This window comes from Deinococcus koreensis (assembly GCF_002901445.1).
Classification (GTDB): Bacteria; Deinococcota; Deinococci; order Deinococcales; family Deinococcaceae; genus Deinococcus; species Deinococcus koreensis.
Genome location: NZ_PPPD01000001.1, coordinates 2,257,204 through 2,270,000, shown reverse-complemented (window position 1 = coordinate 2,270,000; position 12,797 = coordinate 2,257,204). Strand labels below are relative to the sequence as shown.

General features: G+C 66.2%; 15 protein-coding genes (1 of these 15 running past the window's edge). 2 read left to right on the top strand and 13 right to left on the bottom strand.

What is annotated here, in order from left to right; all coding sequences use genetic code 11:
- The 6 genes from CVO96_RS10790 to CVO96_RS10765 form a co-directional block, all read right to left on the bottom strand.
- Positions 1-574 carry the 5' portion of a PrsW family intramembrane metalloprotease gene (locus tag CVO96_RS10790; RefSeq protein ID WP_103313424.1) on the bottom strand. It extends 134 nt beyond the left edge of the window, so the window shows 574 of its 708 coding nt (coding positions 1-574); it begins with the start codon at positions 572-574; its stop codon lies off the left edge, out of view.
- Positions 575-588: 14 nt separating this feature from the next.
- A complete protein-coding gene (ruvC, locus tag CVO96_RS10785) occupies positions 589-1,086 on the bottom strand; it encodes a crossover junction endodeoxyribonuclease RuvC (protein WP_103312242.1) in 498 nt (165 codons plus the stop codon).
- A gap of 84 nt (positions 1,087-1,170) precedes the next feature.
- Positions 1,171-2,103 (bottom strand): ABC transporter permease, encoded by a 933-nt coding sequence (locus tag CVO96_RS10780; protein ID WP_103312241.1) that lies wholly within the window; start codon positions 2,101-2,103, stop codon positions 1,171-1,173.
- Between the two features lie 8 nt (positions 2,104-2,111).
- Positions 2,112-3,110 carry an ABC transporter permease gene (locus CVO96_RS10775; protein WP_103312240.1) on the bottom strand — a complete coding sequence of 333 codons (999 nt, stop codon included), beginning with the start codon at positions 3,108-3,110 and terminating at the stop codon, positions 2,112-2,114.
- 235 nt (positions 3,111-3,345) lie between these two features.
- Entirely contained in the window at positions 3,346-5,109 is a 1,764-nt protein-coding gene (locus CVO96_RS10770) for a peptide ABC transporter substrate-binding protein (protein WP_103312239.1), read from the bottom strand.
- A gap of 349 nt (positions 5,110-5,458) precedes the next feature.
- Positions 5,459-5,881, bottom strand: coding sequence for a HesB/IscA family protein (locus tag CVO96_RS10765; RefSeq protein WP_103312238.1), 423 nt, complete (start codon positions 5,879-5,881; stop codon positions 5,459-5,461).
- A 196-nt stretch (positions 5,882-6,077) separates the two neighbouring features.
- On the opposite strand from CVO96_RS10765, the gene CVO96_RS10760 reads away from it, so the two are divergent.
- Positions 6,078-6,341, top strand: a complete 264-nt coding sequence (locus CVO96_RS10760; protein ID WP_103312237.1) for a DdrH — start codon at positions 6,078-6,080, stop codon at positions 6,339-6,341.
- A gap of 164 nt (positions 6,342-6,505) precedes the next feature.
- Here the strand turns inward: CVO96_RS10760 and CVO96_RS10755 are convergent, their stop codons facing one another.
- From CVO96_RS10755 to CVO96_RS10730, 6 genes are all read right to left on the bottom strand, one after another.
- The gene (locus CVO96_RS10755) at positions 6,506-7,831 is read right to left on the bottom strand and encodes a cytochrome b (RefSeq protein WP_103312236.1); all 1,326 of its coding nucleotides are present in this window, start codon (positions 7,829-7,831) and stop codon (positions 6,506-6,508) included.
- Positions 7,828-8,493 (bottom strand): Rieske (2Fe-2S) protein, encoded by a 666-nt coding sequence (locus tag CVO96_RS10750; RefSeq protein ID WP_103312235.1) that lies wholly within the window; start codon positions 8,491-8,493, stop codon positions 7,828-7,830. Before CVO96_RS10750 ends, CVO96_RS10755 begins: the two co-directional genes overlap by 4 nt.
- A gap of 37 nt (positions 8,494-8,530) precedes the next feature.
- A complete protein-coding gene (locus tag CVO96_RS10745) occupies positions 8,531-9,397 on the bottom strand; it encodes a c-type cytochrome (protein WP_243398294.1) in 867 nt (288 codons plus the stop codon).
- A 200-nt stretch (positions 9,398-9,597) separates the two neighbouring features.
- Positions 9,598-10,455 (bottom strand): serine hydrolase, encoded by an 858-nt coding sequence (locus tag CVO96_RS10740; RefSeq protein WP_103312233.1) that lies wholly within the window; start codon positions 10,453-10,455, stop codon positions 9,598-9,600.
- A 117-nt stretch (positions 10,456-10,572) separates the two neighbouring features.
- The gene (locus tag CVO96_RS10735; protein WP_103312232.1) at positions 10,573-10,824 is read right to left on the bottom strand and encodes a hypothetical protein; all 252 of its coding nucleotides are present in this window, start codon (positions 10,822-10,824) and stop codon (positions 10,573-10,575) included.
- Between the two features lie 24 nt (positions 10,825-10,848).
- A complete protein-coding gene (locus CVO96_RS10730; protein WP_103312231.1) occupies positions 10,849-11,493 on the bottom strand; it encodes a response regulator in 645 nt (214 codons plus the stop codon).
- 180 nt (positions 11,494-11,673) lie between these two features.
- Between CVO96_RS10730 and CVO96_RS10725 the strand changes: the two genes are divergently transcribed.
- The gene (locus tag CVO96_RS10725) at positions 11,674-12,159 is read left to right on the top strand and encodes a hypothetical protein (RefSeq protein WP_341476177.1); all 486 of its coding nucleotides are present in this window, start codon (positions 11,674-11,676) and stop codon (positions 12,157-12,159) included.
- Between the two features lie 127 nt (positions 12,160-12,286).
- Here CVO96_RS10725 and CVO96_RS10720 read toward each other — a convergent pair whose 3' ends face one another.
- On the bottom strand, positions 12,287-12,661 hold the full coding sequence (locus tag CVO96_RS10720; RefSeq protein ID WP_103312230.1) for a hypothetical protein: 375 nt from the start codon (positions 12,659-12,661) through the stop codon (positions 12,287-12,289).
- Between the last annotated feature and the right edge of the window lie 136 nt (positions 12,662-12,797).

Sequence of the window (12,797 nt, the reverse complement as noted above, 5' to 3'; positions counted from 1 at the left end):
CCAGTGCCAGCAGCAGCGGCCAGCCGGTCGAACTGGAGAGGATCCCGTTGAAGACGAAGTGCAGCACCACGCTGAGCAGCACGCCCTGGGCGACCCAGAGGCGCCCGCGCTGCCAGTGCAGGCCCCCCAGCGCGTAGCCCTGAGGGGCGCTGAACAGGGCGTGCGCCAGGGTGGTGACCACAGCGTGCCAGGTGCCGGCCCGTCCCCCGAAGCCCAGGGTGTAAGTGATGTTCTCCATCAGGGCGAAGCCCAGCGCCGCCGTGACGGCGTAGACCAGGCCGTCCATGGGCTCGTCGAAGGGCACTTCCGTGATGGCGGTCGTGGAGGCCAGAAACTTGCTGCCCTCCTCGATCAGCGCGGTCAGCAGGGCCACCAGCAGCAGGGCCAGGGGCAGCGGGGAATCCAGCAGCCGGCCCAGGCTGGCCTCGAAGGCGGCGGCCACCAGCCACGCGAAGCAGCCCCAGCCGAACGTGCGCGCCAGCAGCCAGGCGGGCTCCGGGTGGCGGTCGCGGCGCACGAAGAACCACAGCCACCCGAAGGTCAGGGCCACGGACGTCAGGAGGGAAAGCAGCACGCCGACCACACCGCTCAGCGGACGAGCTGCGCGGCGCGCTCCTTGACCGGAGCGTGGGCCAGGTGGGTCAGGGCCAGGGCCAGGGCGTCGGCGGCGTGGTTGTTGAACAGTTCGCGCACGCCCAGGGACGCCTTGACCATGTAGATCACCTGCTCCTTCTCGGCGCGGCCGGTGCCCACCAGCGACTTCTTGACCTGCATGGGCCCGTAGGCATGGATGGGCACGCCGGCCTGGGCGCAGGCGAGCTGCACCACCCCGAAGGCCTGCCCGACCTTGAAGGCCACGTCCGCCTGCTTGCGCAGGATCTGATCCTCGATGGCCACGGCGTCGGGCCGGTACTCGGCTAGCAGCCGCGAGACCTCCTCGTGGATGTACTGCAGCCGGCGCGGCATGATCCAGGCGCTCTCGGTGGTGAGGCAGACGTGGTACAGGTGACGGGCCTTGCGGATGTCACCGTCGACCAGACCCAGGCCCAGATTGGCCAGGCCGGGGTCGATGCCGAGAACGATCATGCCCACAGCATACGGGATCGGCGTGACAGACGACAAAAAAGGAGCCAGCCGGCGAAATGCCCGGCTGACAGCGGGAAAAGCGGCTTAAAGGCGGCTCTTGGGATCGAAGGCGTCGCGCAGGCCGTCGCCCAGGAAGTTGAAGGACAGCACCGTGATCAGGATCGCCAGCCCCGGCCAGAAGGCCACGTAGGGATGCTCCAGCACGACCTCGTTGGCGTTGCTGAGCATGTTGCCCCAGGTCGAGACCGGCGGCTGGATGCCGAAACCCAGAAAGGACAGCGCGGCCTCGCCCAGAATGGCGCCGCCGACCGCCAGCGTGCCGTTCACGATGATGATGGCGAGCAGGTTGGGCACCAGATGCCGGGCCATGACGCGCCCGGAGGTGGCGCCCAGCGCGCGGGCGGCGTCCACGTATTCGAGGTTCTTGAGCTTGAGCACCTCGCCGCGCACCAGGCGGGCGGTGCCCATCCAGCCGAAGAAGGTGAAGATGCCGACGATGATGAACACGCTGTTGTTCGGATTCTGGCGCAGGGCCACCAGGAAGGGGGCGTCGCTGGAGAGCAGCAGGCCGCTGAGGGTCAGCAGCAGCGGCAGCTCGGGCACCGAGAGCATGATCTCGATGAAGCGGCTGATCAGGGTGTCGGTGCGCCCCCCAAAATAGCCGGCCAGCACGCCCATCAGCGTGCCCAGCAGCACCGAGAACAGCGAGACCGTGAAGCCCACGATCAGGCTGATGCGGCTGCCGTAGATGATCCGCGAGAACAGGTCGCGCCCCAGGCTGTCCTGGCCCATCAGGTGCCCGGGGCTGGGCGGGACGTAGATACCGTTCAAGTCCTGGGTGTTGGGGTCGTAGGGCGCGATGAACGGCGCGAAGAGGGCCACGAGGATCAGCAGCAGGATCACGATCAGGCTCGCCATGGCCGCGCGGTGCTTGCGCAGGCGGCGCAGGGCGATGGCGAAGGTCGAGTTGCTGCGCGCACGGGCGGGGGCCGACGGAGTGGGCAGTGCGGTGGTCATGGCAGGCCTCAGGTGTAGCGGATACGGGGATCGACGTAGGCGTAGGCGATATCGGTCAGCAGCTGGAAGATGACGGTCAGCAGGGCCAGCAGCATCAGCGAGACCATCACCACGTTGAAGTCCTTGCTGACCAGGGCGTCGAAGATCGCGCGGCCCATGCCGGGCCAGGAAAAGACCGTTTCGGTGATCACCGCGCCGCCGAAGAGGCCCGGGATGCTCAGGCCCATCAGGGTCAGGATTGGGGCCACCGCGTTGCGAAGGGCGTGCTTGTACAGCACCACGCGGCTGGTCAGCCCCTTGGCGCGGGCGGTTCGCACGAAGTCCTGGGTCATGACCTCCAGCATGTTGGCGCGCATGAAGCGCATGGTCACGGCGATCTCGCGCAGCATCAGGATGCTCAGCGGCAGCAGCAGGTACTTCAGTTTGTCCAGCACCGTCGTCCAGATCCCGGCGTCCAGCGGGAGTTCGGGGCTGCCCAGGCCGCCGGGGGGCAGCGAGAGGGCGCCGCCGGTCACACCCGGCAGGTAGACCGCGAAGAAGTACATGGCCATGGCCGCCACCCAGAAGACCGGGGCGCTGAAGGCCAGGAAACTGAAGAAGGTGAGCAGATAGTCCGGAATGGAATACTGCCGGATGGCGCTGAAGATGCCCAGCGGCACGGCGATCAGCGTACTGACGATGAGGGCCGGCACGGTCAGCAGCAAAGTGTTGGGCATCCGCTGCTGGAACACGAACTCCAGCGCGGGAATGTTGAAGTCCTGCGAGTAGCCGAAGTTCCCGGCCACCGCCTGCCGCAGCCAGAAGAAGTAGCGCACGAACCAGGGCTGGTCGTAGCCGTAGGCGTGTTTGAGCCGCGCGATGTCATCCGGGGTGATGTTCGGGTTGCCGAAGGCGAGCTGATCGACCGGATCGCCCGGTTGCAGGGCAGTCAGCATGAAGACCATCAGGCTGACGAAGAGCAGCAGTGGAATCATCTGCAGGACGCGGCGGAGGATATACGTTCCCATGGTTCACCTTGCGGGGGGGCGATACATAAGGGGGAGCAAGCGCGCCGGCTTCTCCCCCTTCCTTCAATCACGGGGGCGGTGAGGCCACCGTTCCCAGGTTGCTTACACGGATTCCGCTCTATTCCGTAACACCCAGGAAGGAACTGGGTGTTCCTCCATGCCGCGAAATCCGTATCTTTCCTTCTCCCTCTGGTCGGATTGATTCCGGAAACAGAACGGAATCAATCGGAACGGGTTACTTCTGCTTGTATTCCTCGACGGCGCCCCGGGAGAGCCAGCCGATGTTGGCGGCGTTCCAGCTGGGGTACTGGGTGTAGGCGCTGAAGGTGTAGTTGGCCAGGCCCGGCACCTTGGTGTACACGTTCACGCGGAAGTACAGGGGCAGCGAGGGCACTTCGCTGTTCCAGATGGTCTGCATCCGGTCGAACAGCTTGATGCGCGCCGCCGAGTCGAACTCGACCTGGGCCTTCTTGAAGAGCGTGTCGTACTCGGCGTTCTTCCAGCCGGCATTGTTCTGGCCGGAGTAGCCGTTGGCCGCCGTGGGGATCGCGTCGCTCTTGAAGAGGTTACCTTCCTCGAACAGCGGGTTGTTGCTCCAGGCGTACATGGCGAGGTCCCATTTGCCCGTTTCGCCCTTGCTCAGGAAGTCGGGGCCGAAGAACACGCTGGCGGGATAGTTCTGGATGTTGACCTGCACGCCCACGGCCTTCCACTGGGCCTGCAGGATCTGCTGCACCCGCTCACGCACGCTGTTGCCGGCGGTGGTGCCGAAGTTCAGGGTGAGCTTCTTGCCGGCCTTCTGCAGGATGCCGTCGCTGCCCGGCGTCCAGCCCAGCGCCGTGAACAGGCTCTTGGCCCTGGCGACGTTCTGGTTGTAGTCGGTGACGTCTTTCTTGTACAGCTTGCTGATCGGGCTGATCCAGCTGTTCGAGACCGCCTGGCGGCCCTGAAACAGCGCCTTGGTCAGCGCGTCGCGGTCGATGGAGTACAGCAGTGCCTGACGCATCCGGGGATCGTCGAGGTCGAGATCCTTGGCCTTCTGGCCGCGCGTGTTCACGTCGATGTGCTCCCACACGGCGCCGGGCACGAAATAGGTCTTGTACTTGCCGCGCTCGGTGCGCGACAGATCCACGCCCTGGTCGAAGGTCAGGCCGACAGCGCTGACCGCGTCGAGCTGGCCCGAGAGCGTGTTGACCTTCAGGGTGTTGGTGTTCGGGATGAAGCGGTAGACCACGGTCTGCACGTACTTGTCGGCGCCGGCCTTGGGCTGGTTCCAGTAGGCGGGGTTGCGGGTCATGGTCAGGCTGTTGCCGGTGCGCCAGGCGGTGGGCTTGAAGGGGCCGGCCACGACCTTGGGCAGGTTGCGGGCAGTGGTGTAGGAGGAGATGAACTTCTTCCACTCCTCGTTGACGACCTTGGCATCCTTCTCATCCTTGGTCTTGGCATCGAAAGCGTTCCAGGCTGCGCCCATGACATGCAGCGGGGCGATGCCGGGAGCACCCACCTGCTCGGCGAAGAGGTACGGCGGCTCGAAGGTCACGGTGAAGGTGTCGGCGTCGTTGGCGGTGATCTTGGCCCGATCCCAGGGGTCGCGGTCGGGCACGGGCACGCGGTCGTCGAGCTGCAGCTTGAGCCAGAACTGGGCGTCGGCGATGGTGATGGGCGTGCCGTCGCTCCACTTGGCGTCCTTGCGGATGGTGTAGGTCACGGAGTTGCGGATCACGTCGCCCGCCGCGTTCTTGACCACCTTGTAGTCGCCGTTGGCGAGGGTGGGGGCGCGGGTGGCGATGTCGGGCTGCACCTCACCGTCGTCGTCGATAGAGATGAAGCCGGCGCCCATGTACCCGTTGATCTCGGCGGTAATCGCCAGGTTGTTGGTGTTCCAGGGATCGTAGATGTTGGGCGGCTCCTGCGAGGTGCCGACCACCAGGCTGTTGTTGGCAGGGCCGGCCAGCGCGGCGCCGAGCAGGAATGCGGTGAGGGCAAGGGTCTTCTTCATAGTGATCCTCCGAAACGGCTGGGGTATGCCCAAATGTGCGTAATGAGGGACTGTATAAGATTTCTTCACGCAGTGTCAAGGTGGAAATTGCCCCTGAGGATCGGCGAGCGGCCATCCCACCAGAGTGTGAAGGCCACCGGGAGCGACTGTATGACCGCTTATGCTCAGCCGCCGGTCATCTTTCTCAGCCGGAGTATCTGGAGCCCCCTGCCAGACTTCCCTGTCCATCTACTGGCGACGAACCGGGAGCAGCGCTGTGGCGAGACAAAAAAAGAGGCCACAGAGGGCCTCGGAGGGTTGGATATAAGGGGACTGGCTACCGGTGGTCGCCGATGGCTCCAGCAGAGGTCTAGTGGCTGGAGCAGCCGCCGCTGCCCTCCCCGTCGGGGGCCTGGGAGCTGTCGGTGCGGAAGGAGTGACCACAGCCGCAGGAGCTGGTCGCGTTGGGGTTGTTGACGGTGAAGCCGCCGCCCATCATGTTCTCGACGAAATCGACCTCGCCGCCGCGCAGCAGGGGCAGGCTCATCCGGTCGACCAGCAGCTTCACGCCCCGGTCGTAGACGATGGTGTCGCCCTCGAGTTCACGGTCGTCGATGGCCATGCCGTACTGGTAGCCGCTGCAGCCACCACTCTTGATGAACACGCGCACGCCGGCATTTTCCTTGCCGCTGTTCGCCAGGATGCCGAGGGCTTTCTGCGCGCCAAATTCACTGATGCTGATGTCCCGGTTGGGCACACCAGCGCTGGGATCGGGAAACGAGGTCGCGGTCATGGGTGAAGCGTAACACTATTCAGGAAATGAAATTGTGCGCCCCTGGCCCATTCGGGCGCGGTCGGTCGGCCGATCCGAACAGATATCCCTGTCGCTGATCCATCCCCAGCTGCCCGGCCCTAGGGCAAGGCCACCTTGAGGCAATCTCTATTTCAGGCTTACATTCCTTGAGTGTGGTCATGTTAAGATGACCCCTATGACGAACCCTGCTACGCCCAACCCGTATGCCGAGTGGTTCGAGCGGCTCCGCGCCGAGTACGGAGACCAGCTCGGGGCCATGCCACTGCCCGACGGCCTCCCCGAGCACCTCCGGCTGCTGATCCAGAACCGCGACGAGGAAGCCATCCAGTTCATGCTCAAGCTCGCCTGGCAGTTCGGCGCTCAGGTCGGCTACGCCGCCGGCAGCCGCCAGGGCGAAGAGATCAGTGTGATGCCCTCGTCCCGGAGCGTGCAGGCGTAAGCAGTCTCACTGAACGTCCGTTCCGCTGACCAGACCGCCCCTTGTGGGCGGTTTTCTGTGGGCAGGGGTCGGGGATCGGCCGGTGGCAGGCCGGGACTCTCGGCACCCCGGAACAGCAGAGCGGCCCCGTCGATCAGGACGGGGCCGCTGCTGGTGGAATCCGCTCAGTCGTCGGCAGACAGGGCCTGCTGGGAGTGGGCCGCGGCTTCACGTTCGTCGGCCTCACGCAGGGCGCGGATCATGCGGACGATGCCCAGCACGGCGAAGTAGGTCAAGGCGGGTACCGCGAACACCAGGATCCACAGGATCGTGTTGGCGTTGGCGGAGGTCAGCACGCCGGCCGCGATCAGATCGGGTTTGTACCCCGCCAGCGAGAGCATCAGCATGAAGGCCATGAACGCGACCCCTGCACCCAGCCGCACCGGGTGGTTGGTGGGGTTCTCGGCGTAGTAGTTGTTCTCCTTGGCGCGGTCGAGCATCGGCACGGCGAACATCAGGCCTACCACGATGCCGGGGAAGACCATGGCCCCTACGAACTCGGCGCCGATGGTGCCGCCCAGCAGCTCGAAGTCGAAGGCGGGGATGATCGCCAGGGCCCCGAAGACCCACAGCAGGTACCAGTCGGGCTTGATGTTACTGATCGGGGTCGAGCTGGGCGGCCCGAAGTACTCGACCGGGTGTACCGGGATGAACGCGCCGAACAGCAGCACGATGCCCGTGAACAGCAGGGTCAGCGTGAGCATGATGGGGGTCTGCTGGGTCAGCAGCGGCACGCCGACGATCTTCTTGTAGGCAATGCGCTTGGCGTACTGCGGCTGGGTGTGCTTCTGCTTGATCATCAGCAGCATGTGGGCACCGGTGGCCGCCAGCAGGATGCCCGGCAGCAGCATGATGTGGTAGCCGTAGATGCGCGGGATGATCCCGGCGCCGGGGAACTGTCCGGCGAAGGCGGCCTGCGCCAGCCAGTCGCCCACCCAGGGCACGGACTTGGTGATCGCGTAGACCACGCCCGCCGTCTGATAGGCGTAGTTGTCGTAGGGCAGGATGTAGCCGGTCACGGCGGTCAGGGCCGCGAAGATCAGCAGCAGCATCCCGATCCACCAGTTGATCTCGCGGGGCTTCTTGAAGGCGCCCGTGAAATAGATCCGCATCATGTGGATCACGGAGGCCGCGATCATGATGTTCGCCATCCAGTGGTGGGTGCGGCGCAGCATGTCGCCGAAGGGCATGGCGTTGATCTTCAGGGCCGAGTGGTAGGCGGCCGGAATCAGGTTGGGTTTGTCGCCCGTACCCGGATCGAAGGAGTTCACGACCAGCGTGTTGCTGGGCTCGTACGACAGCGCCAGCAGGATGCCGGTCAGGATCAGCACGATCAGGCTGAACAGCGTGATCTCTCCTAAGAAGAAGGAGTGATGCACCGGGAAGGCTTTCCGCAGGAACTTGTCGTTCAGGCGGGAGATGTGCAGACGCTCGTCTAACCACTGGTTCATGACAGTGCCTCCTGAACCTGCTCGGTGTACCTCTTCCAGTCCTCTTCCTTGCTGTAGCCGTAGGGCACGCTCATGAAGAAGCCGGTCACGACCAGCTGTTCACCTTCCAGCTTGATCGGCAATTGCGGCAGCGGATGAGGGGGTGGGCCGCCGATCACCTTGCAGCCCTGCTTGGGATCGTACTGGCCGGAGTGGCAGGGGCAGTTCATCAGGCCCGGCTGCTGCTTGTTGTCCTCGACGTTGCAGCCGGCGTGGGTGCAGCGATCCCCGTAGGCGACGATCTCGCCGTCAATGGTGGCCTCCAGGTTGGTCGGCTCCACGATCTGGCCCTTGGGAAAGCGGTAGACCGCCAGCACGCTCGTCGGATCCTGGTCGCGCACCACCAGCTTGCCTCCCTCGTCCTTGAAGGCGGGCCAGGCGCGCACGAGCTGTTCGCTGAGATCCGACACCTTGACCGGCTCGCCGTAGCGGCTGGGGTCGGAGTGGACGATGATGTCGCCGGCCAGCGGGGGCGCCAGCTGGGGGGTCAGGCGGAAGGCGGGCTTGGCCGCGCCCAGGGTGCTGATCAGGCTGATCCCGCCCACGGCCGCGGCGCCGCCCATGGCAGCGTTGATGAACTTGCGGCGGGTCAGTTCGGGGTCTTGTCTCTTATAGCGGGTCATAGGTCAACCTCTCCTGTTCTTCCTGCTTTGCGCGCACTCACCAGGGGAACTCGCCGCTGGCGTCCTCGACGAGCACCTCGCCGTCCATGAAGTACTTCTTGTACAGCGCCAGCGCGGCAGCCAGCGTGAGCAGGATCATCGCGGCGTAGAAGCCCTCGGCGGTCACGTTGGGCATCACCGGTTCCTTGGCGGCCCAGCCGGCGTAGTCGGTCACCATCTGGCGCACGAACAGCACGCTGAACACCACGGTCAGGGCCAGCGTGGTCAGCATGGCCATCACGGCCAGCGGCGAGGAGCGCACCTTGTGGATGCCGGGGTGCAGTTCCATGCCCTCGGCCCAGACGGAGTAGAGCCCGATCAGGCCGTAGGTGAGCAGCACCATGATGAACGTGGCCAGGAAGATCTCGGGCAGCTTCAGATCCTCGGGCACGAAGCGGCTGCGGTTCTTCAGCACGGCCGGGTCGATCTTGGTCTGGCCTTCGGCCACGGTGGCCGGCGTCAGCAGCGGATCGATCTTGTTGCCCCAGGAGTTCAGCACATAGTTGGCGACCGCGTAGATCTCGCTTTCCGTCAGGGTATTCCCGTAGGCGGGCATGGCGCCCTTGCCGTTCACCAGGATGGTGTGGACGTACACGGGATCTTTCAGGAGCTTCTCGTCGCCGGCCAGCTTGGGCCCGATGATGCCCTGGCCCTGCGCGCCGTGACAGCCCACGCAGTTCCCCTTGCCTTCAAAAACGGCCTTACCCACCGTCGGGTAATCCTTCGCAATACTCGCCACGACCGCCTGATCCACAACGACCGGCTCTGGCGCCGTTTCCTTGTTGAACAGGAAGAGCAGCAGAATCCACATCATGGCCGCGCTCACGATGGCGACCCAGGGCATAACAGCGTCGTTTCTTTCCACGTTCCCCTCACTTCTGAGCACTTGGCCTGCACGGCGTTCCGGCGGCCCGATGCGGGCAGGATAGCATGACCCGGAACCGCTCCCAGCAGCGCTTAACCCAATCTGGAAGCCACTTCTCCAGTGAGTGTCATGATGCGCCTGACCCTTCGGTTAAATGTCCCCGGACAGGTGCCCGGCGCCGCTCCCGGCCGGGCCGCCACTCACCCCCGGACGGGGCCCCCACCGACCTGCTGGCGCACCTGTCCGAAATGGGCCAGCAGGGGCCACAGGGCGTCGGCCAGCAGGCTCACGTCCTGATTCTCGGGATGCTCGCGCATGTCCGTGCCGCCCTCGGAGAGCAGGGCCACGATCAGCGGGCGCGGCGTGAACAGCAGCCCGACATCGTGGTGGACGCCGCTCAGCTCGCCGCTCTTGCTGCACAGCCGGTACAGCAGCTCGCCGTCCTGGGCGCGCGGCACCCGGCGCCCGATGATGTCGCGGTACTGCTGGCGGCCCAGGATGTCCAGGGCCAGTCCGGTGTGAACCCCGTCCAGCAGTTCTCCGCGTGCCAGCGCCCCCAGCAGTTCGACCTGTTCGCGCGCCGTGGTGCGGTTGCGCTCGCCGCGCCGCTGCGCCTCGTTGCGCTGCTCGGGCGGCAGCTGCAACCTGCCGATCAGGCGGGTGGCGGCCCAGCCGCGTTCGGAGAGCCAGCCGTTGACCGCCTCCATGCCCAGCCGCTCGATGAGCATATTGGTGGCCGTGTTGTCGCTGACGATGATCATCAGGGTCAGGACGTCCTGCCAGGTCAGAGCCAGGCCGCCCTGAAGTTCGTGCAGCACGCCCGCGCCGCTCACCCGGTCGGCGGCGCGCATCTCGACCCGCGCGCTCAGCTCCAGCTCGCCGCGCTGCGCGAGTTCCAGCGCCAGCACCAGCAGGGGCATCTTGATGGTGCTGGCTGCCGGAAACACCCGCACGGGCTGCAGGGCGAGCAGCTCCTGGCCCTCCAGATCGGACACGCACAGGCCCACCTCGCCCCTGAACCCCCGGGCCTGCAGATCGCTCAGAAACTCAGCCGTCATGGCCGCCCATTCTGAGCCATCGCGGGGGTGGTGTGGAGGAGCGGTGGGCCCGGATCAGGGGGGGCCTGAGCCCAGCTCCTGTCCGGCGCCCGCACGCCCTGCATCCTGCCGGTCGGCCTACTCCGGCAGCTCGAGCCCGGCCAGCGCGGCGAAGGGATGGGCCGTGCCCAGCGGCCGCAGGGTACAGAAGGGCGCGGCCCCCTCGGGCTCGACCCGGTGCGGGCAGGTCGGGCATTCCGGAAACGCCTGTTCGGTGTAGGCCAGATCGGGCTCGGCGCTGGGCACCGCCCACTGGCGCAGACAGCCGGCCTGGAAGGTCACGTGAACCTGTGCCTGACCGGCCCTGCCTGCGGGGCGCTGACGGCTCATCGGGGGCGACCCGGCGGGGGCCGCTCAATCAAGGTTGGCGATGCCCTCACGGATGGCGTACAGCGCCGCCTGGGTGCGGTTGTTGAGCTGCAGCTTGGTGAAGATCTCCGACAGCCGGTTGCGCACCGTCTTCTCACTGATGTCCAGCCGCAGGGCGATCTCCTGGTTCGAGAAGCCCTGGGCGAGCAGCTTGAGGATCATGGTCTCGCGCTCGTTCAGGTCCGCGTGCTTCTCGCTGGGCAGCTCCTCACGCTTGTCGCGGAAGTCGTCCAGCACGTTCTGGGCCATGTCGGCGTCCAGCAGGGCCTCGCCCGCCGCCACCCGCCGGATCGCGTCGAGCAGCGTGGCCGCGTCCGCGTCCTTGAGGATGTAGCCGCGTGCGCCGGCCTTGACCGCCTCGAACACGTAACGATCCTGGCGGTACATGGTGATCATGATGACCCGCGCGGTGGGATCGGTCTCCAGGATGCTCTGGGTGGCCTTCACGCCGTCCAGCTCGGGCATCTGGATGTCCATCAGGATCACGTCCGGGTGGGTGTCGGCGGCGTAGCGCAGGGCCTCACGGCCGTTGGCGGCCTCCCCGATCACGCGCATCCCCTCCGTTTCGAGCAGGCTACGCAGCCCCTGACGGAACAGCGCGTGGTCATCGACGAGCAGAACGCGGATCATGCGCGCAGTCTACGGGGGTGGACTCCGGGGCAGGGCAAGCAGGGCCACCATCCACAGGGCTGCCAGCCACAGTGCCTCCTCGACAAGCGTCCCAGGCCCAGGGGTGTCGCTACTTCACGCCCCCGGCAGATGTGGCCCAGGGCAGGAAACTGTAAGGCCCGCGGGACTACACTGCCCGGCGTGATCACCTGGTTCGATGCCCTGCTCATCACCCTCTGGGCGGTTCTGACGGCCCTGGGGGCACGGCGGGGGCTGGCCGGGCTGGCCTGGGGCCTGGGCGGGATCGCCCTGTGTTTCCTGGCGAACTCGCTGTCCGGCAGCCCGGTCGCGGCGGCCGTGATTGCCCTGCTGCTGAGCGCCGGTCTGGCGGTCGTGATCGCCCGGCTGATCCCGGTGCCCCTGGAACAGCCCTGGCACATGGTCTCCGGCGCCGTGGGCGGCTTCCTGCTGGGCGGCCTGCTGATCGCCGCCCTGGCCCTGGGCTTTCCGCTGGACGTGCGGGTCACGCCCAAGGGGCCGCTGGGCACCTATCCCTCGACCAACCTCTCCCCCGCCATCTACGACGCGGTGCGCAACTCCGCGGTCAAGAACGGCCTGCGGGGCGTGTGGAGCGCTGGCCCGGCCCTCAAGACCCTGCTGATTCCGGATCAGGCCGGCGGCCTGTAGACCGCGCCCGGAAAGAACGAAGCTCCCAGGCCACGGGAGCTTCGTTCTTTCCGGGTTCAGACGCCCGTTTTCCCAGCCTGCTGTGTTCCGGTGCCCGCCACAGCCTGCCCAGCCCGAAGCAGCCCCGTTAGAAGTCCTCGTTCTCCAGGGAAAGGTCGGCGTGCTGCAGATCCGGATGCAGGGGCAGGCGCTCCGCGCGCGGCAGCAACTGGGCCACCTGCTCGTACGACAGGCCCTGCAACAGCGATGAGCACACCGGGGTCAGGCAGGTCAGCTGAGGCTCGGGCAGCGTGAAGTCCAGCACCCCGAACTCGAAGGCGCTCTCCTGGGGGTGCCCGGCCCCGCGCATCACGGCCGCGCCATAGCCGTTCGAGAACCGGAAGGTCAGCAGGTCGCCCTCCGGCAGCGAGTGGCGCGCGGGCAGGGCCAGCACCTGTGGGAAGTCCACGGACTGGGCGAACAGGTAGGGAGTCGCGGTGAATTCGGGGGGGGTCAGGGTCATGGACGGGGCACTCCTGCCCATCTGCAGAGAATCTGTCCAGCCGTCTGCAGACGGATCGCCAGCACCAGCCCTGGCCTGAGTCCACCCTAGTCAGCCGCACTTACCTGCGCCTTACCGCCCGAGGGGCCCTGTGGAC